Genomic DNA, 19947 nt, shown 5'->3' with positions numbered 1-19947 from the left:
AGCATGTCTGGACACTCCAAATGGGCGACTACCAAGCACAAGAAGGCCATCCTCGATAGCCGCCGTGCAAAATCGTTCGCCAAACTGATCAAGAACATCGAAGTCGCCGCGCGTATGGGCGGACCGGACCTCGCCGGCAACCCGGGCCTGGAACTCGCCGTCACCAAAGCCAAGAAGACCTCCGTTCCGGCCGACAACATCGACCGTGCCATCAAGCGTGGCGCCGGCCTCACCGGCGAAGTGGTCGACTACACCGAGATTATGTACGAATGCCGCGGCCCGCAGGGTTCGGCGCTGCTGATCGAGTGCCTCACGGACAACAAGAACCGTGCCGCCTCCGAGGTCCGCCTGGCCATCTCCCGCAACGGCGGCACCATCGCCGATCCCGGTTCGGTCAGCTACCTGTTCAGCCGCAAGGGCGTTGTCTCGCTGCCGAAGAACGGCCTGAGCGAGGACGACGTCCTGATGGCCGTCCTCGACGCCGGAGCCGAGGAAGTCAAGGACAACGGGGAAAGCTTCGAGATCCACTCCGAGCCGACCGACCTCCAGGCCATCCGCGACGCCCTCAAGGAAGCCGGAATCGAGTACGAGACCGACGAAGCCGAGTTTGTGCCGTCCATGCAGGTGCCGCTGGACCTCGATGCCGCCAAGAAGTTCATGAAGCTCGTGGACGCCCTGGAAGAGCTCGACGACGTCCAGAACGTGTACAGCAACGCCGATCTCAGCGACGAAGTCCAGGCCGCCCTGGAAGCGGAGTGACCTTCCGCTTTGTGGCCTAAGGCGGATGTCCCAGGGTGACCCTGCGCGTATTGGGCGTTGACCCGGGCCTCACCCGGTGCGGCATCGGCGTGGTCGACGTCGAGCGGAACAGGCGCGCCACAATGGTGGCAGTCGGGGTGGTGGGTACCTCTCCCGAGGAGACCCTGGACCAGCGCCTGCTGGTTATTGCCTTGGCCATCGACGAGTGGCTGGACCGCTACGAACCCCAGGTGCTCGCCGTCGAACGCGTTTTTTCCCAGCTCAACGTCAGCACGGTGATGGGCGTGGCGCAGGCCTCCGGCGTCGTGATTGCCGCTGCCGCCCGGCGCGGCATCCCGGTGGCTCTGCACACGCCGTCGGAAGTGAAGGCAGCAGTGACCGGCAGCGGGACCTCCAACAAGGAAGCCGTGACCAAACTCGTTACAAAAATCCTCAGGCTGGACGCGCCGCCGCGGCCGGCGGACGCTGCGGATGCCCTGGCACTTGCCATCACCCACGCCTGGCGCGCGGGCAGCGGAGCCGCGGTGGCCACCACCGGCCCCGGCAGCCTGTCGCTTACGCCGGCCCAGCGCGCGTGGGCCGATGCCGAGGCGAAAGCGCGCCGCGCACGCTGAATGTCCGGGGCGCTTGCTAGGGTATTCGTAGATATGTTCGGATAGCCGGTCCTACCCCCAAGAGCCCGGCAGTACACCAGGAGCCCGGCTTTGATCAGTTTCCTTCGCGGAACCGTAGCGCACGTTGGCCTTTCCGCTGCCGTGATCGACCTCAACGGGGCGGGCATGAGCGTCAACGCCACGCCGCAGACCCTCAGCCGCCTCCGCACCGGCGAGGAAGGCAAACTCTTCACGTCGCTGATCGTGCGCGAGGATTCCCTCACCCTGTTCGGTTTTGCCACCGACGACGAACGCGAGGTCTTCGATGTCCTGCTCAGCGTCAGCGGCGTAGGTCCGCGGCTCGCGCTGGCGGTGCTCGCCGTGCACGAGCCTGAAGCGATCAGGGTTGCCGCGCACACGAGTGACAGCAAGACGTTCACCAAGGTGCCAGGCATCGGCCCCAAGGTGGCCGGCCGGATTGTGCTGGAACTGGCCGGCAAGCTGGTGCCCCACGGAACGGCAGGTGCCGCCGGCGTGTCCACTCCAGCCGAAGCGGCCTGGAAGCCCCAAGTGGTGGCGGCGATGACCAGCCTCGGGTGGTCGGAAAAGGATGCCGGTGCCAGTATCGAGAAGGCCCTTGCAGACGATCCCGAGGTGGAATTCCGTGGCAATGTGGCCGAGATCCTGCGGACCACGCTGCGCTGGCTGGGCCAGGACGGCGCGCGGGCCGGTAACCGCGTAGGCAGCCGTGGCTGAGCCTTCTGTGGTGGCAGCAGGGGAGGAACCCGAGGAACGGGCGATCGAAGCCGCCCTCCGGCCGAAGAACCTCGATGACTTCGTAGGCCAGCACCGGGTCCGCAGGCAACTCTCGCTGGTCCTGCAGGCCTCGCGGATGCGGGGGCGCAGCGCGGACCACGTGCTGTTTTCCGGCCCTCCAGGCCTGGGCAAAACAACCCTGGCCATGATCGTGGCCGCTGAAATGAACGCGCCACTGCGGATCAGCAGCGGTCCGGCCATCCAGCATGCCGGCGACCTCGCCGCCATCCTTTCCTCCCTTTCCGAAGGGGAGGTCCTCTTCCTGGACGAGATCCACCGGATGTCCAGGCCGGCAGAGGAAATGCTGTACATGGCCATGGAAGACTTCCGTGTGGACATTGTGGTGGGCAAGGGCGCCGGGGCCACCGCCATTCCGCTGGAACTGCCGCCCTTCACCCTGGTGGGTGCCACCACGCGCGCCGGTCTGCTGCCAGGACCGCTCCGGGACAGGTTCGGGTTCACCGGGCATTTGGAGTTCTACAGTGTGGCCGAGCTCGAACTGGTGCTCAGGCGCTCTGCCGGCCTGCTGGACCTCAAGGTCAACTCTGCGGGCTTCAGCGAAATTGCCGGCCGGTCCCGTGGTACGCCGCGTATAGCCAACCGCCTGCTCCGCCGGGTCCGGGACTGGGCACTCGTGCATGGGATTGAGCAGATTGATGCCCGCGCCGCTTCCGCCGCCCTGGACATGTATGAAGTGGACAAGCGAGGCCTGGACCGGCTGGACCGGGCAGTCCTGGAGGCACTCATCACGAAGTTCGGCGGGGGACCCGTGGGACTTTCCACCCTGGCCATTGCGGTGGGGGAGGAGACCGAGACCGTGGAAACGGTGGCGGAACCGTTCCTGGTGCGCGAAGGCCTGCTGGGCCGGACGCCCAGGGGTCGCATCGCCATGGCTCCGGCCTGGACCCACTTGGGCTTCGCCATACCGGCCGGAGTTTTCGGGCAGGAGCCGCTTGATCTGTTCGAACCGGACTCGGAAAACGCCGAGTCCACGCCTGAATGGGCACCGAACGGGCAATAGCACTGTCGTCCCAGCTTTTCCCTTTAGACTGGTATGACACCCGGCACGTTCGGGTCTGTGTTCCCGCGGCGGCTCCGAGGAGCCGTTGCCTTGCCGGCACATTTTCTGCAGCGGGGAACGACGCGGACGCTGCCAAACACCCGATACGCCAGTACAGAACGGAATCTTCCCTGTGGATCCAATGAACATCGTCTTGTTCGCAATGCTCGGAATCTTTATCTTCATGATGTTCCGCCGCAACAAGAAGACCAAGGAGCAGCAGGCAACGCTGCAGTCCCAGTTCGAGCCTGGTGTTGAGGTCATGACAAGCTTCGGACTCTTTGGCCGGATTGTCTCCATGGACGACGCCGAGAACAAGGTTGTCCTCGAACTCTCGCCCGGGAACCTGGCCACCGTCCACCGCCAGTCAGTGACCAAGATCGTGGAGCCTGTCGAAGCCGAGACTCCGGTCGTCCCGGATGACGCCTCCGCCCTGACCACTGAAGAAGCGGGCACCCCGACGGCTTCCGCCGAAACCCCGGACGAGACCCTGAAGCGCCTCAACGACGAGGGCAAGAAGGACAGCTAGTCCTCGCCGCACGGCAGCCCGCGTTACAACACCTCTACGGCTGGGGACAACCGCCGGTGGGACTGATAGCTCCCGCCGGTGGTTCCTCCGTAAATAAGAGAAAGATCGACAATGGCACGAACTGGCCCTAACAACTCAGGTCTGAGGGTACTGGTGTGGCTCGGCGTAGTCCTCGCCGTGCTGACCGCCGTCCTGGCCGGCGGCACCCTTGCCGGACAGGCAAGCTGGGCACCCAAGCTGGCGCTGGACCTCGAGGGTGGCACCCAGATGATCCTGGCGCCCAAGGTTGAGGGCGGTTCGGACATCAATGAAGAGCAGCTCAACCAGGCCGTAGCCATCATCCGCCAGCGCGTGGATGGTTCAGGTGTTGCCGAAGCGGAAATCAGCACGCAGTCCGGCCGCAACGTCGTGGTCAGCCTTCCGGGGACACCCACGAAGGAAACCCGGGACCTGATCCAGGCCTCCGCGGACATGAACTTCCGTCCGGTATTGCTGAACGGAGACGGCGCGCCCGTCCCCACGGAATCCCTCACCCCCGAAGACCAGCTTCCGAAGCCCACGGCAGAACCCGCCAATGGCAGCGATATCAACTGGATCACCGCGGACATCTACCGGCAGTTCGAAACCATGGACTGCAACAATCCTGCGCCGGAGAGCCCGGAAGCCTCCGATCCCGCCAAACCCCTGGTTACCTGCGAACCGGCAACGGAGACCACGCCGGCCATCAAGTACATCCTGGGTCCGGTGGAGGTCAAGGGCGGCAACATTGTCACGTCCTCCTTCCAGCTCCAGCAGGGTGCGCAGGGCGCTGTGACCAACGACTGGGCCGTCAACATCCAGTTCGACGACGAAGGCACCGCCAAGTTCAAGACAGTCACCGAACGCCTGAACCAGTTCTACGTGGCAGCAGGCGGCGAGACCGGCAACGACCCCAAGTCCCAGTTCGCCATCGTTCTGGACGACCAGGTCATTTCCGCGCCGCGGTCCTTGGCAGTCATCACCGACGGACGTCCGCAGATCACCGGCGGCTTCACCGAACAGACCGCCAAGGTCCTTTCCGACCAGCTACGCTTCGGCGCGCTCCCCATCAGCTTCGAGATCCAAAGCGACCAGCAGATCTCCGCCACCTTGGGTGGCGAACAGCTGCGCATGGGCCTCCTCGCAGGCATCATCGGCTTGCTCCTGGTGGTGGTCTACTCACTATTCCAGTACCGGGCCTTGGGCCTGGTGACCATTGCATCGCTGGTGGTGGCCGGTGCGCTCACTTATCTGGCCATTGCCCTCCTGGGCTGGACTGAAAACTACCGGCTTTCCCTGGCCGGCGTGGCCGGCCTCATCGTCGCCATCGGCCAGACCGCTGACTCGTTCATCGTCTACTTTGAACGCATCCGCGATGAACTCCGCGAAGGCCGTGGATTGGTCTCCGCCGTGGAGAACGGCTGGAAGCGGGCCAAGCGCACTGTGCTGGCCTCCAAGGCCGTGAACCTGCTGGCCGCGCTGGTGCTTTACTTTGTTGCCGTCGGCAACGTCCGCGGGTTCGCATTCACGCTGGGTCTGACGGCCATTGCCGACCTCATCGTGGTCTTTATGTTCACGCACCCCACCCTGCAGGTCCTGGCGCGCACCAAGTTCTTCGGGGAGGGCCACCGGCTCTCCGGCCTTGACCCCAAGCGGCTCGGTGTTTTGCCGCTCTACCGTGGCGCCGGTCGCCTGCGCACGCCTGAGGCCAAGCCCTCCGTGGTCCGCGCCAAAAACACCGGGGCGGTCGCCGAGGCTGAACGACGCATGACCATCGCAGAACGCCGCCTCGCGGAAAAGCAGGAGCAGCTCACCAGCTCCTCCAAGAGCGCAGCCAAGGAGAACCAGTAATGTCCAGCAGCTTCGCCAATTTCGGCAACGAGCTCTACACCGGGAAGCGCTCCTACAACTTCGTCAGTGCCAAGAAACTGTGGTTCATCATCGCGGCGGTGGCGGTCGCACTGTCAATCCTCATCCCGGTTGCCAAGGGCGGCTTCAACCTTGGCATCGAATTCCGCGGCGGATCGGAGTTCACCGTCTCCAACGTGCAGAGCACCGACTCGGCCCTTGGCGAAAAGGTTGTTGAAGACGTTGTGGCCGGCAGCGTTCCCCGTGTGGCCAATGTCGCCGGTACCACCATGCGCATCCAGACGGACAAGCTCACGGACGACGAGACCCTCAGGATCAAGGAAGGCCTCACCTCGGCCTACGGCGTCACCAACAACGAAGTGACCTCAACCTTTATCGGACCCACCTGGGGTGCGGATGTCACGAAGCAGGCCCTGATCGGCCTGATCGTCTTTGTGGCGCTGGCCGCAGTGCTGATGGCGCTGTACTTCAGGACGTGGAAGATGTCGCTGTCCGCGATGGCTGGAATGCTGGTGACGATGTTCATCACCGCAGGCGTGTATGCCCTCAGCGATTTCGAGGTAACGCCGTCTGCCATCATCGGGTTCCTGACGGTGCTCAGCTACTCGCTGTATGACACGGTGGTGGTCTTCGACAAGATCCGTGAAAACACTGCTGATATGGATGCGTCCACCCGCCGCACTTTCGGTGAGGAAGTCAACCTCGCGGTCAACCAGACCCTGGTGCGTTCCATCAACACCATGATGGTGGCCATCCTGCCGGTCGGCGCCATCCTGTTCATCGGTGCCGGCCTGCTGGGGGCAGGCACGCTGCGCGACCTGTCCCTGGCACTGTTCGTCGGAATCCTGATCGGCACGGCGGCGACCATATTTATCGCTGCCCCGATGTATGCCTGGCTGCGCCAGAACGAACCTGACCTGGTGAAGCAGGCGAAACGCGTTGAACACCGCAGGTCCGCGAACAACTCCCGGACCGAAGAATCGGCTGAGCCCGCAGGGGCCTGACCTTTCGCACCACAGCGGGCCGGGCGGCGTCGGAATACCGACGTCGCCCGGCCCGTTTCGCATTTAGGCGCCGGTTACATAAGTGAACTGGCGGGGGAATAGACTGGGGTAATTAAACAGTCGTGAGGGGTGCTTCATTGGAAGAACGTTCGGCATCGGTGCCAACGGCAGGCGGGGATAACAGTCCGGGACACGGAGTTCAGACCGGACTGACCGCTTCCGCACACCCGGCGCCGGTTGTTCCCGTGGACAAATCGGGCGCCCGCCCTACATTTCCCGGACGCCGCGAACGTACTCGCTCCCGCCTGGCCCGGCTGACCGGCCGCGGCACGGCAACCTATTCGCCCATTCTTGAGCCGCTGCTGCGTACCGTCCGTGCGAACAACCCCAAAGAAGATTTTGATCTTATTCAGCGCGCCTTCGAGGTGGCTGAGCAGAGCCACCGTGGGCAGAAGCGCAAGAGCGGTGATCCGTACATCACCCACCCCGTGGCCGTAGCCACCATCCTCGCTGAGCTGGGCCTCAGCGGAACCACCCTCGCCGCGGCGCTGCTGCACGACACGGTCGAGGACACCCCTTACACCCTGGCGGACCTCAAAAGGGACTTCGGTCCAGAGGTTGCCATGCTGGTGGACGGCGTCACCAAGCTGGATAAAGTCAGCTTTGGTGAAGCCGCGCAGTCGGAGACCGTCCGCAAGATGGTTGTGGCCATGGCCAAGGACATCCGGGTCCTGATGATTAAGCTCGCGGACAGGCTCCACAACGCCCGGACCTGGCGGTTTGTCTCCGCGGAGTCATCGGCCCGAAAAGCCCGCGAAACCCTGGAAATATTCGCGCCCCTGGCCCACCGCCTGGGCATGAACACCATCAAATGGGAGTTGGAGGACCTGTCCTTCGCGGCCCTCTATCCAAAGGTCTATGAGGAAATCGTCCGGATGGTGGGCGACCGCACCCCGGAACGGGAGAAAAGCCTCGGCGTCATCCGGGACCAGATCACTGAGGATCTCCGTACTGCCCGGATCAAGGCCACTATCACCGGCAGGCCGAAGCACTATTACTCGATTTACCAGAAGATGGTCGTCCGGGACAAGGATTTCGACGACATCAACGACCTCATGGGCGTCCGTGTACTCGTCGATTCGGTCCGGGACTGTTACGCCGCCCTGGGCACCATGCATTCGCGCTGGAACCCGCTGCCGGGGCGGTTCAAAGACTACATTGCCATGCCCAAGTTCAATATGTACCAGTCGCTGCACACCACGGTGATCGGACCCGGCGGCAAGCCCGTGGAGATCCAGATCAGGACCCACGAAATGCACCGCCGTGCTGAGTACGGTGTGGCCGCCCACTGGAAGTACAAGGATCAGCCCAGCCGTACGGCTGTCGGGCCGGGCAGCCCCCGCGACGGTGACATGGGCTGGCTGAGGTCCCTGGTGGACTGGCAGCAGGAAACGTCCGATCCCGGGGAGTTCCTGGACTCGCTGCGGTTTGAGATCAATGCCCGCGAAGTTTTTGTCTTTACCCCCAAGGGTGAGGTCATGGCACTGCCCGCCGGATCGACTCCGGTGGATTTTGCCTACGCCGTCCACACCGAGGTGGGACACCGCACCATCGGCGCACGGGTCAACGGCAAGCTGGTCCCGCTCAACAGCGAGCTAAACCACGGTGACTGGGTGGAGATCTTCACCTCGAAGGCCGAAGGTGCCGGGCCCAGCCAGGACTGGCAGCATTTCGTCAAGAGCGCGCGTGCGCGGAACAAGATCCGCCAGTGGTTCAGCAAGGAACGCCGCGAGGAGGCGATCGACCGTGGCAAGGAACTCCTGACCCGGGCCATGCGCAAGCAGAACCTGCCCCTGCAGCGCCTGATGACGCACGAGGCCCTCGCGGCGGTAGCCGCCGAGTTCAAGTACCTTGACATCTCGGGCCTCTACGCCGGCGTTGGCGACGGCCATACGTCAGCGCAGTCGGTCATGGAGAAACTCGTTGAAAGCCTGGGCGGCAACGAGAGCACTGACGACGACATCACTGAAGTCAGCATCCCCACGCAGGTGGCCAAAACCAAGTTCTCCGATTCCGGCGTGGTGGTGCGCGGCGTTGGCGATGTCTGGGTGAAGCTCGCGCGCTGTTGCACGCCCGTTCCGCCGGATCCGATTCTCGGCTTTGTCACCCGCGGCTCCGGGGTTTCGGTGCACCGCACGGACTGCACCAATATTTCGGATCTCCGTGACCAGCCCGACAGGATTGTCGAGGTGGACTGGGCACCCACTCAGTCAAGTGTTTTCCTGGTGGAGATCCAGGTTGAGGCGCTGGACCGGAAGTCCCTGCTCTCGGACGTCACGCGTGTCCTGTCCGAGAACCACGTCAACATTCTGGCGGCCAGCGTGAACACCTCCACCGACAGGGTGGCCATCTCCAGGTTCGCCTTCGAGATGGGCGACCCCAAGTACCTCAGCCACGTTCTCAGTGCCGTGCGGCGCATCGACGGCGTGTTCGACGTCTACCGGACCACCGGTAACAAGCGCCGGAGCTAGCAAGGCCAGCTTTTCCAGTGCGGCCCGTTTGTGGGGGACCCGCGGGCTGGCCTCAATGGCCAGAATCAGCAGGCGCAGCCGCACGTCCCGCTCCGGACGGGCCAGCAACCCCGCCAGTGCTGGCAGGGCCCGGTGGGCGTCGACATGCAGGGCGATGTCGACGGCGGTGCGGAGTGGACTCGACACCATCAGCCCGCCCATGCTGACAACGTCGAACGGACCAAGCCGGACTTCATGGAGTGTGCAGCCCCTTGTGTTGCGGAGGCTCGAAATCCGCCGCTTCGCATCCACAAGCAAGGCCAGCCGGTCCGGTTCAGCCGCACAGCCGTAGATCCAGGCCGCCGTCATCCGCCCGGCCACCACGCGTTGCCTGACGGCCGCCGGAACCGCGTTGGCCACCGTTCTGGCCCGCATCTGGGGTGACGCGGGAGCATCCGGCAACGTGAAGCCGTGCTGGTGGAACCGCGCCAGGACACCGTCGGCTGCCAGCGACTGGAGTTCGGGCCACGCGAAAGGCTTGCCCGGCGAATACAGGTCCGGGTATTGGGGTGGTGGGGAGGTGGCCATCCCCCCATCCTGCCGCGTCTTCCCTTAACGCGCACAGGCCCGGTCCCGGTTATGTGGATAACCGGGACCGGACCTATGCTGCTGGGACAAGACTCCTGCGACAGACGCCTGATGAAGGCGTCCTACAAACTACTTGCTAGGAAAGCTCGCTGGCCGAGCGCTGGATCTGGTCCAACCAGGCCTGCCTCGCCTCGAGGGCTTCGCGGGCCCCCTTGATCTTGCGCTGGTCGCCGGCTTTCTCGGCCTTGGCGAGATCGTCCTGCAGGCCGGAAATGGCTGCTTCCAGCTGCGACAGGGCGCTGTTGGTGCGGGCCTTCGTCTCGGGGTTGGAGCGCTGCCAGTTTTCCTCTTCGGCGTTGCGGACAGCGTCCTCCACCTTGCGGAGGTCGGCTTCGATGCGGCCCATGTCGGCGCGGGGCACCTTACCGGCTTCTTCCCAGCGGTCCCGGACAGACTGGAGCGCCTTCTTGGCCGCGGCCAGGTCCTTGATCGGCAGAATGCTGTTCGCTTCGACGAGGAGCGCTTCCTTCACCGTGAGGTTGGCGGCGTATTCCTGGTCGATCTCCTCGTTGGCTGCCTGCCGGTGCGTGAAGAACACGTCCTGGGCGGCACGGAAACGGGCCCAGAGGGCGTCGTCGTCCTTGCGGCTGGCGCGCGGTGAGGCCTTCCATTCATCCATGAGCCGGCGGTATTCGCCGGCGGCGAAGCCCCAGTCGGTGGATGAGGACAGGGCCTCGGCTTCGGCGATGAGCTTCTCCTTGGCCGATTTTGCGGCCGAGTTGGTGCTGTCCAGCTGGGAGAAGTAGGCGCGGCGGTGACGGTCGAAGACGGTGCGGGCGGCACGGAACCGCTTCCACAAGGCGTCCTCGTTGCTGCGGCCAAGCCGGATGCCGCCCTTCTGAGCTGTCTTCCAGCTTTCAAAAAGATCGTTCATCCGGGCGCTGGAGGTCTTCCATTGGATCTGTGCGGGATCCTGCCCCGAGATCTCTTCGGCTTCGGCCACGATGGCCTCGCGGGCCGCGAGCTCGGCGGAGCGAACGGCGTCGTGTTCTGCCTTCTCTGCCTTTTCGAGTTCTGTGATCTGCACGGAAACAGCGTCGAGCCGTGCTTCGGTGGAACGGAGGTCTCCCACCATGTTCCGCTCCGCCAGCTGCTCGCGCAGGTGCGTGACGGTCTTTTGCATATCTGTGCTGGGCGCCTTGGAGCTGATGCGCTGCTCCAGGAGCAGGACCTGCGCAACAATGTCGTCATGCTTCCGCGCGAAGTAGGCAAGGGCTTCGTCATTGCTGACGCCGGGGTACTGGCCCACCGGGTGCTCGCCGCCGTCGATCGTCAGGAATACGTGGCCGTCGCCCTCGACACGGCCCCACTTTGCAGCTTCCGCCAGCGAAGTCGCGGAGGCGACGGGTGCCGGTGCTGCCACAGGTGCGGCTGCTGCCGGCTTGGGCCGGGCAGCGAAGGCTGCCGGTGACGGGGCGGGTCGAGGTGCAGGCACCGGAGCCGGGGCTTCGTCGGCCGCGCTCTCTTCTTCAGCCGCGCTCTCTTCAACCGGGGCGGCCGGGACCTCGGTACGTTCCACCGGGGCCGCTGCGGCCTCGGCATCTTCGGCCTGGACGGCCTCGCCCTCGGGATCCACGACCGCTTCAGCCGCGGTTTCGTCAACCGTGGCCTGTTCGGCGGTTGCCTGGACAGCGTCTGCCTGGTCAGCCACGGGGGCCGTTACCTCGGTCAGGTCTGCTGCTGTTTCGTCGGATTTCTGACTGTCTGTCACCGCTAAAAGTCTTTCGCTTGGAGGGAAATACTCACGTACTGCACCGCGGCCGTAAAGGCCCGGCTTCCTACTTCAGAGAAACCGAGTCTATCGTGACTGGTTGCACAGGTGCGCCGTCTGATGCGCTGGAGCCGGGCTTGATTCCCGCGGCAGCAATGGCATTGACTGCTTCCATTCCAGATGTCACCTTGCCCACCACCGTATAGCCCCCGGCAGAGTCGGCGGGAATCACCGTGTCTTTGTAGACCACAAAGAACTGCTTGCCATTACCGTAGGCGTTGTCGCCGGACCGGGCGATGGCAATCGTGCCCGCAGGGTACATGTTGTCTACCGGGGTGTTTTCGAGGGGACCCCAGGTGTACTCGGGGTCGGCAGCAGCGGTGGCGCCACCGCACTGCAGGAGTCCGAAGGTTTCGCCCGTGGTCAGCCGGTGGCACGCGCTGCCGTTGTAGAAGCCCTCGTCCGTCAGTGCTTTGAAGACCGCGGCAGCCTGGGGTGCCTTGGTACCGTCGATTTCGACGCCGAGCACGTTCCCGTTCAGTGCCAGTTCACCAGTGAACACCTTTCCGGCGGCAGTGTCCGGGGCCGGGATGTTCGCGCCGTTCGTGGCGGGCGCGGAAGGCGTGGGGGAGTCGCTTGGGCTGGTCAGGCCGGCCTCCGCGGCGGCGAATTCCTGTTCAGTGGGATTGCCGGCAAAGACAGTGAACTGAAGCACGACGGCGAGCAGGACGGCGGCGGTTCCGGCGCAGGCAGCGATGAGGTTGTCGCGCTTGCGGCGTTTCTCCTGGTCCCGCCGCAGCTCGCGCTTTGCCTCCATCTGCTGGATGCGCCGTTTGGCTTCGCGGGCGCTGCGTGAACTGGCCGCCAATGGTCCTCCTTGTATCGGGCCGCGTCCGGTAGGAACTGAATCCGGAGGCGGTTGTCTGCCGGCAGCGTTGCGGTGCCGGCCGCCGTATTAGAGATGCCGGCGGATGACGCATAAACTGACTGCCGCACATAGTTTATGCATGAGTTGCCAGACTGCCGCCGTTCCCCGCCCGTTTCGGGCGGAATGCCGGGCAAAGTCCCAGGCACCCTTCATCAAGAGGAGAACATCCACCATGGCACGCACAGCCTCCCTGTCCGGATTCCCCGAGTGGCTTCCCGAGGAGCGGCTGGTGGAGCTGCACGTGCTGGACACCCTGCGCAAGGTTTTTGAGCTGCACGGCTTCGCGTCCATCGAGACCCGCGCCGTGGAAACCGTGGGCCAGCTGCTGCGCAAGGGTGAGATTGATAAGGAGGTCTACGGCCTCAGCCGCCTTCAGGACGACGACGCCGACACCTCCGACGCGGGCAAGGCCGGCAAAGCCGACCCCAACGCCCTCGCTCTCCACTTCGACCTCACGGTGCCTTTTGCGCGGTACGTCGTCGAGAACGCCGGGTACCTCGCGTTCCCGTTCCGGCGCTACCAGATCCAGAAAGTCTGGCGCGGGGAGCGCCCCCAGGAAGGCCGGGCCCGCGAATTCACGCAGGCAGACATCGATGTGGTGGGCGACGGCGAGCTGCCGTTCCGCTATGACGTGGAGATTGCCCTGGTCATTGCCGAAGCCTTGAGCGCACTGCCGATTCCGGACTTCCGCCTCCGGATCAACAACCGCAAGCTTGCCGAAGGCTTCTACCGCGGCATCGGCCTGGATGACACCGCCGGCGTGCTCCGCAGCATCGACAAGCTGGAAAAGATCGGCGCAGCCAAGGTCGCAGAGCTGCTCAAGACCGAACTGGGTGCTACTGATGACCAGGCGCAGGCCGCCCTGAAGCTGGCAGGAATCCGTACCGAGGACACCTCGTTTGTGGCCCAGGTCCGTGCGCTCGGCGTGACGAACGACCTCCTTGAGGAGGGTTTGAATGAACTCGAACAGGTGATCGAGGCCGCCGTGCAGCGCGCGCCGGGCAAGGTTGTTGCCGACCTCAGTATCGCCCGCGGCCTGGATTACTACACCGGCACGGTGGTGGAGACGGTCCTGGTGGGCCACGAACAGCTCGGTTCCATCTGCTCCGGCGGCCGCTACGACGCGTTGGCGAGCAAGGGCAACCGCAAGTTCCCCGGCGTCGGCCTCTCCATCGGTGTGACGCGGCTGGTGTCGCGCATCCTGAGCCAGGACCTGGCCAAGGCCTCCCGTTCGGTGCCCACCGCCGTGCTGGTGGCTCTCACCACTGACGAGAGTTGGGGTGCCGCGCAGGATGTTGCCGCCCAGCTCCGCAGCCGGGGCATCGCCACCGAAGTCGCTGCCAAGGCCGAGAAGTTCGGGAAGCAGATCAAATTCGCGGACCGCCGCGGGATCCCGTTCGTCTGGTTCACCGACGACGACGGCAATCACCAGGTCAAGGACATCCGGTCCGGCGAGCAGGCGGATGCCGATCCCGCAACCTGGACGCCGCCGTCGGAAGACCTTAACGTCCTGGTCACAACAGCCCAGGTGACGGCGGCAGCAGCCCAGCCGGCCTGACCGGCTCGGTCTGGCGCCGGCTAGCGGCGCAGCCGAAGCACCACGAACCGGCCAGCCGCTCCGGCGGCCAGGACTGCGGCCATCCCCAGTACTGAAGCGGGCGGCAGTGTGAAAGCCAGCAGCAGGCAACTGATGAAGCCGGCCACATTGAGCCACCTCGGGCCGTGTGCCGGGTGCTCCTCCAGGGTGTACGCCGCGGCGTTCGTCACCGCGTAGTAGATGAGCACACCGAAGCTGGAGAAACCCACCACCGTCATCACGTCAGTGGTCAGGATCAGGAAGATCACGACGGCGGCCACCGCCAGTTCCGCCACGAACGGCACCGTGTGCTTGCCGCCCACGCGGGCCAGGGCCGCAGGCAGATCGCGTTCGCGCGCCATAGCCAAAGTTGTGCGCCCCACGCCGGTGATGAGCGCAAGCAGCGCACCCAGGCTCGCCGCTGCGGCGCCGGCCTGGACCAGCGGCGCACCGGCGGCGAGCTGGGAATTGAGCACAGCGTCCAACAGTGGGGCGGTGGTGGCGGCCAGCCGGCCTTCCGCCAAGTGGTTTTGCAGCAGCTGCGCCAACGCCAGGTAGATGACGAAGGCGCCGGCGAGGGCCGCCAGTATCGCACGCGGAATGGTCTTGGCCGGGTCCTTGACTTCCTCTCCGAGGGTGGCGATGCGCGCGTAGCCTGCGAAGGCGAAGAACATCAGGCCGGCGGCCGGCAGCACGCCACCAAAGCCGGCGGCAGCTCCGCCGTCGGACGCTCCTCCAGCCGAAAACCCGACAGGATGCGGCCCCACGATCGCGGCCGCGGCGACAAACACCAGGGTGGCCAGGACAACGCACAGCAGGATTCTGGTCAGGAGCGCTGTGCGGGTAATGCCAAAGAGGTTCACAGCGGTCAGCGCAACCACCGCAGCGATGGCAACCGGCACCGCGTAGCCCGGTGACACGTAGTGGCCGAACGTCAGGGCCATGGCGGCGCAGGAGGCCGTTTTGCCGCTGACAAATCCCCAGCCGGCCAGGAAACCGGGCCATTCCCCCAGGCGTTTCCGGCCGTACACGTACGTTCCCCCGCTGGCCGGATACCGTGCAGCCAGTTCTGCGGAGGCCACCGCGTTGCAGTAGGCCACGGCACCCGCGATCAGGACAGACAGGACCAGGAAGTTTCCGGCCAGGCCCGCGGCCGGGGCGAAGACCACAAAAACGCCGGCCCCGAGCATCGAGCCGAGGCCGATGGACGTGGCGTCAAACACGCCCAGTCTCCGTTGAAGCTGCTGGTGCTCGGACATGGGGGAGGCGGGCCTTTCCAGCGGGTAAACTCAGACGGGATTGTTCCCGGAACGATCCTATGCAGTTTTTATCTTTTGTTTTCCTGCTGTCGTCTTCAGAAAGGCGTGCTGTGCTGCGCACACATGACCTCGGATCCCTTCGCTCCGAGCACATTGGACAAACCGTAACCCTGGCTGGCTGGGTGGGCCGCCGTCGTGATCACGGTGGTGTTGCATTCGTGGATCTGCGCGATGCGTCCGGCGTGGCCCAGGTTGTGGTCCGTGAGGAAGAGGTCTTCCACGGCCTGCGCAACGAGTACGTCCTGCAGATCACCGGCACCGTCTCCAAGCGCCCCGAGGGCAACGAGAACCCCGCCCTGGCCACCGGCGCCATCGAGGTCATGGCCGACAAGGTGGTTATCCTCAACACCTCCGATCCGCTGCCGTTCCAGATCGATGAGCACGTGGAGGTCGGTGAGGAAGCCCGCCTGAAGCACCGCTACCTTGACCTTCGCCGCCCCGGCCCCGCCCGCAACCTCCGGCTGCGTTCCGAAGCCAACCGGATTGCCCGCGAACTGCTCCACCAGGACGGTTTTGTCGAGATCGAGACTCCCACGCTCACGCGTTCGACGCCGGAAGGCGCCCGCGACTTCGTAGTCCCCGCACGCCTGGCGCCGGGTTCCTGGTACGCGCTGCCGCAGTCCCCGCAGCTTTTCAAGCAGCTCCTGCAGGTGGGCGGTTTCGAGAAGTACTACCAGATCGCGCGCTGCTACCGCGATGAGGACTTCCGCGCCGACCGCCAGCCCGAGTTTACCCAGCTGGACATCGAAGCCAGCTTCGTGGACCAGGACGACATCATTGCCTTGGGCGAAAACATCGTCAAAGCGCTGTGGAAGCTGATCGACGTCGAGATCCCGACGCCCATCCAGCGCATCACCTACGCGGACGCGATGGCGCGCTATGGCTCGGACAAGCCCGATCTGCGTTTCGGCGTGGAGTTGACGGAGCTCACGGAATTCTTCAAGGACACCGGCTTCGGCGTCTTCAAGGCTCCGTATGTCGGCGCCGTGGTGATGCCCGGCGGCGCTTCCCAGCCGCGACGCACCCTGGACGGCTGGCAGGAATTCGCCAAGCAGCGCGGCCACAAGGGCCTGGCATACGTCCTCTTCAAGGAAGACGGCGAACTGGCTGGCCCTGTTGCCAAGAACCTGAACGAAACCGAGCGTGCAGGCCTCGCCGACGCCGTGGGCGCCAAGCCGGGCGACTGCATCTTCTTCGCCGCAGGTGAGAAGTCAGCGGCCCGTGCCCTCCTGGGTGCTGCCCGCGTGGAGATCGGCCACCGCACCGGCCTGATCGATCCCAGCGCCTGGGCCTTCTGCTGGGTGGTTGACGCCCCGATGTTCGAACCGGCCGCCGCAGCGGTGGCGTCCGGCGATGTGGCTGTTGGCGCCGGAAAGTGGACGGCCGTCCACCACGCGTTCACCTCGCCCAAGCCCGAGTTCATGGACACGTTCGACAAGGACCCGGAATCGGCTCTTTCCTACGCCTACGACATCGTCTGCAACGGCAACGAAATCGGCGGCGGCTCCATCCGTATCCACGAGCGTGACGTGCAGGAACGCGTATTCGAACTGATGGGGCTGGACAAGGCAGACGCCCAGACCAAGTTTGGCTTCCTGCTCGAAGGCTTCAAGTTCGGGGCACCTCCCCACGGCGGCATCGCGTTCGGCTGGGACCGTGTGGTGGCACTGCTGGCGGGTGTTGAGTCCATCCGCGACGTCATCGCCTTCCCGAAGACAGGCAACGGCTACGACCCCCTGACACAGGCTCCCGCGCCGATCACGGCGCAGCAGCGCAAGGAAGCCGGCGTGGACTTCAAGCCCCAGACGAAACCGGAAGAGCCCAAAAAGGCCGAGTAATCTGAACACCGCAGTCGAGAGGCTCCCCGGGAAACCGGGGGGCCTTTCGCATTGGAAGAGTGGTACGCCATGATAGTTTCACGTCCTGCACCAGCCCTGGCCCTGCCTGGGCTTGAGGCGCTGATGGATGCCGCCTGGCCGGCGCCGGACCGCGAGGAATCCGACGGCTGGGTGCTTCGCGCAGCCTCCGGCGTGACCCAGCGCGCCAATTCGGTGTGGCCGCGCGGGCCGGAGGGCGATATGCACCGGCAGCACGAGGCCTTGAGTGCGGCGCGGCTCTGGTACCGCGGCCGGCGCCTTCCGCTGATTTTCCAGGTCTTCGATGATCCCCGCTCCACCGGACTGAATGCCATCCTCGACGGGGAAGGCTTCACCCGCCAATCCGAAACGCTGGTGATGTGCCGGAGTAACGGCGCCCAGGTGGCGGACCCGCAGAGTATGAACCAACCTGCTGTGCTTCAAACTGCGGCGGCCCAACCCGGCGTCGAGATCTCCACGGTCCCCAGCGATGAGTGGCTGGAGCTGTGGTGGAGCGTGGATGGCCGCGGCGGCCCGGCCGAGCGGGAGACCGCACGCAGCATCCTGGCAGGCTGCCCGTCGCTCTATGCCCTGGTGCGGTCCGACGACGGCGTGCCAGCCGCCGTCGGCCGGCTCGCTCTCCCTCCCGCCGGGGAAGCAGGAAGCGGTTGGGGCGGGCTGTACAGCATGGCCACTCGCCCGGACGCCCGGCGGCGCGGCCATGCCCTGCGGATCATGCAGGCACTCCTGCAGGAAGGCGCCGCCCGCAACTTGGCTGGCTACTGGCTGCTGGTCACCGCAGCGAACTCCGGGGCCCGGCAGCTCTACGCCCAGGCAGGATTCAAGGAGGCCGGCCGCTACCTCTACCGGCAGGAACGGCCCAAGCGGCACCTGACCGGCTGTTGACGGTGTGTGCGGCCGCTGCAATGCACGGGCGCATCCACGGCAGGGGTTCATCAAGGGATCAGGCACATCATGGCTCCGGTACATCAACGCTTATCCCAAGGGGTTTGCGCCCGTCCGGCGGCCCGGTGACGCCGGAGATCAGCAACTTTTCGCACGCGATCCCGGTTGCGTAAACACTCAGGTCCTCCTGTTTGCGGGCGGTGTGGTCCAGCGCTGAATGTCACCATTGATGCCCATTGGCCGATCCTTCATTGGACGGCGAAGCGAGTGGAGTTGAGCTGCCATCATCAGCGTCCCCTGAGGTCCCCTGAGATATGCATGAACGATTCGTCGAACCAGACATCGTCATGCTCAGCGGACCTTGCCCTTGGTCACGGTGATCGTGATGCGTGAGGTGACCGCGTCGGGGCTGACGCCGTTTGTGGCGGTCACCTTAAACGTTGCCTTGCCAGCCTTGGTCGGAGTCCCGGAAAGGACCCCCGTGCTGGAGTCCAGGCTCAGCCCTGCGGGCAGTGCACCGGAGGACACGCAGAAGGTCGGGGCCGGGTCACCCGTGGTGGTGAACGTGTAGCTGTAGGCGGCACGCGTGGTCGTTTTGGTCGGTGGTGTGTCCGCGGTGAACACCGGGGGTGCCGAGTTCACATCGATGACCGACACCGTGTTGGAACCGTAGTTGGTGACGTAGGCTGTCGACCCGTCTGGGGTGAACGCAACACCGGTCGGATTCGACCCGGCCGGGATCGTGGAGGTCACCGTGCCCGACACCACAGAAATGACCGACACCGAGTCGGAACCGTCGTTGGTGACGTATGCTGTCGACCCGTCCGGGGTGAACGCAACACCGTACGGATGCGACCCGACCGTGATCGTGGAGGTCACCGTGCCCGACGCCACATCGATGACCGACACCGTTCTGAAACCGTTGTCGGTGACGTAGGCTGCAGACCCGTCCGGGGTGAACGCAATACCGACCGGTTCCGACCCAACCGTGATCGTGGAGGTCACGGTGCCCGACGCCACAGTGATGACCGACACCGTGTCGGAAGCGGTGTTGGTGACGTAGGCTGTCGACCCGTCCGGGGTGAACGCAACACTGTTCGGACCCGGCCCGACCGGGATCGTGGAGGTCACGGTGCCCGACGCCACATCGATAACCGACACCGAGTCGGACTGCGTGACGTAGGCCCTCGACCCGTCCGGGGTGAACGCAACACCGACCGGATTCGACCCGAGCGGGATCGTGGAGGTCACCGTGCCCGACGCCACATCGATGACCGACACCGTGTCGGAAGCGTTGTTGGTGACGTATGCTGTCGACCCGTCCGGGGTGAACGCAACACCGCCCGGATTCGACCCGGCCGGGATCGTGGAGGTCACCGTGCCCGACGCCACATCGATGACCGACACCGTGTCCGAGCCGGTGTTGATGACGTAGGCTGTCGACCCGTCCGGGGTGAACGCAACACCTGCCGGAAGCGACCCGACCGGGATCGTGGAGGTCACCGTGCCTGCAGCGGTTGCGGGGATATTGCCGACCAGCATGAGCGCCGCCAGGATCATGCTGATGACCGCACGCCGCCGGAACAGGAGGGAAGCGGATGTACCCCGGCGGAACCGGGGATTGCCGGCGCCTGGTCCTTTCTTGCTCGGGGCGGAACGCCGCCCCCGGTGTCGCCGGGACAATCCTGTTATGAACCGCATCAGGTCCTCCTGCATGTGGAAAGCGAAGTCTGTTGTGTCGCGTTCGTGCCGATATAACGGCTCAATCCGGAGTTTATAGACCAGGCAAACCTCCGGTACCCGGTAGTCGGTACCTGTCTTTTGGGCTGGCACTACCTTTTTCCT

The 19947-nt window shown here is 64.9% G+C and carries 15 protein-coding genes and 1 pseudogene; 11 read left to right on the top strand and 5 right to left on the bottom strand.

The features are described 5' to 3' along the window. The first annotated feature begins 3 nt into the window (after positions 1 to 3). From CXR02_RS03570 to CXR02_RS03535, 8 genes are all read left to right on the top strand, one after another. Positions 4 to 759 (top strand): YebC/PmpR family DNA-binding transcriptional regulator, encoded by a 756-nt coding sequence (locus CXR02_RS03570; RefSeq protein ID WP_058932337.1) that lies wholly within the window; start codon positions 4 to 6, stop codon positions 757 to 759. A gap of 35 nt (positions 760 to 794) precedes the next feature. Next, positions 795 to 1373 carry a crossover junction endodeoxyribonuclease RuvC gene (gene ruvC, locus CXR02_RS03565; protein ID WP_056340336.1) on the top strand — a complete coding sequence of 193 codons (579 nt, stop codon included), beginning with the start codon at positions 795 to 797 and terminating at the stop codon, positions 1371 to 1373. Between the two features lie 90 nt (positions 1374 to 1463). Next, positions 1464 to 2108 carry a Holliday junction branch migration protein RuvA gene (gene ruvA, locus CXR02_RS03560; RefSeq protein WP_104060755.1) on the top strand — a complete coding sequence of 215 codons (645 nt, stop codon included), beginning with the start codon at positions 1464 to 1466 and terminating at the stop codon, positions 2106 to 2108. Beyond that, entirely contained in the window at positions 2101 to 3189 is a 1089-nt protein-coding gene (ruvB, locus tag CXR02_RS03555) for a Holliday junction branch migration DNA helicase RuvB (protein WP_104060754.1), read from the top strand. Before ruvA ends, ruvB begins: the two co-directional genes overlap by 8 nt. Positions 3190 to 3370: 181 nt before the next feature. After that, positions 3371 to 3757: a preprotein translocase subunit YajC gene (yajC, locus tag CXR02_RS03550; protein ID WP_104060753.1), complete on the top strand. Its 387-nt coding sequence runs from the start codon at positions 3371 to 3373 to the stop codon at positions 3755 to 3757. 111 nt (positions 3758 to 3868) lie between these two features. Continuing rightward, positions 3869 to 5626: a protein translocase subunit SecD gene (gene secD, locus CXR02_RS03545; protein ID WP_104060752.1), complete on the top strand. Its 1758-nt coding sequence runs from the start codon at positions 3869 to 3871 to the stop codon at positions 5624 to 5626. Continuing rightward, positions 5626 to 6648 carry a protein translocase subunit SecF gene (gene secF / locus CXR02_RS03540; RefSeq protein WP_104060751.1) on the top strand — a complete coding sequence of 341 codons (1023 nt, stop codon included), beginning with the start codon at positions 5626 to 5628 and terminating at the stop codon, positions 6646 to 6648. The genes secD and secF overlap by 1 nt, the downstream gene beginning before the upstream one ends. 137 nt (positions 6649 to 6785) lie before the next feature. Beyond that, positions 6786 to 9179 carry a bifunctional (p)ppGpp synthetase/guanosine-3',5'-bis(diphosphate) 3'-pyrophosphohydrolase gene (locus CXR02_RS03535; RefSeq protein WP_104060750.1) on the top strand — a complete coding sequence of 798 codons (2394 nt, stop codon included), beginning with the start codon at positions 6786 to 6788 and terminating at the stop codon, positions 9177 to 9179. A 162-nt stretch (positions 9180 to 9341) separates the two neighbouring features. Here the strand turns inward: CXR02_RS03535 and CXR02_RS22760 are convergent. From CXR02_RS22760 to CXR02_RS03520, 3 genes and pseudogenes are all read right to left on the bottom strand, one after another. Further along, positions 9342 to 9527, bottom strand: a pseudogene (locus CXR02_RS22760) (hypothetical protein); the annotation flags it as partial. Positions 9528 to 9882: 355 nt separating this feature from the next. After that, entirely contained in the window at positions 9883 to 11517 is a 1635-nt protein-coding gene (locus tag CXR02_RS03525) for a DUF349 domain-containing protein (protein ID WP_181037113.1), read from the bottom strand. A gap of 67 nt (positions 11518 to 11584) precedes the next feature. Further along, positions 11585 to 12385 (bottom strand): peptidylprolyl isomerase, encoded by an 801-nt coding sequence (locus CXR02_RS03520; protein WP_104060749.1) that lies wholly within the window; start codon positions 12383 to 12385, stop codon positions 11585 to 11587. A 232-nt stretch (positions 12386 to 12617) separates the two neighbouring features. Here CXR02_RS03520 and hisS point away from each other — a divergent pair, with 232 nt between their 5' ends. Continuing rightward, positions 12618 to 14003, top strand: coding sequence for a histidine--tRNA ligase (gene hisS, locus CXR02_RS03515; RefSeq protein ID WP_104060748.1), 1386 nt, complete (start codon positions 12618 to 12620; stop codon positions 14001 to 14003). A gap of 20 nt (positions 14004 to 14023) precedes the next feature. Here the strand turns inward: hisS and CXR02_RS03510 are convergent, their stop codons facing one another. Beyond that, positions 14024 to 15280 (bottom strand): APC family permease, encoded by a 1257-nt coding sequence (locus CXR02_RS03510; protein WP_104060747.1) that lies wholly within the window; start codon positions 15278 to 15280, stop codon positions 14024 to 14026. A gap of 110 nt (positions 15281 to 15390) precedes the next feature. Between CXR02_RS03510 and aspS the strand changes: the two genes are divergently transcribed. Further along, a complete protein-coding gene (aspS, locus tag CXR02_RS03505; RefSeq protein WP_104060746.1) occupies positions 15391 to 17178 on the top strand; it encodes an aspartate--tRNA ligase in 1788 nt (595 codons plus the stop codon). A gap of 69 nt (positions 17179 to 17247) precedes the next feature. After that, positions 17248 to 18102, top strand: a complete 855-nt coding sequence (locus CXR02_RS03500) for a GNAT family N-acetyltransferase (RefSeq protein ID WP_104060745.1) — start codon at positions 17248 to 17250, stop codon at positions 18100 to 18102. Between the two features lie 351 nt (positions 18103 to 18453). Here CXR02_RS03500 and CXR02_RS03495 read toward each other — a convergent pair whose 3' ends face one another. After that, on the bottom strand, positions 18454 to 19935 hold the full coding sequence (locus CXR02_RS03495) for a beta-propeller fold lactonase family protein (protein ID WP_258060732.1): 1482 nt from the start codon (positions 19933 to 19935) through the stop codon (positions 18454 to 18456). Positions 19936 to 19947: the final 12 nt, after the last annotated feature.

It is taken from the genome of Arthrobacter sp. 4R501 (assembly GCF_002929755.1).
GTDB lineage: Bacteria > Actinomycetota > Actinomycetes > Actinomycetales > Micrococcaceae > Arthrobacter.
The sequence above is the reverse complement of the archived record's forward strand: the minus strand, read 5'-3'. Positions and strand labels throughout refer to the sequence as shown.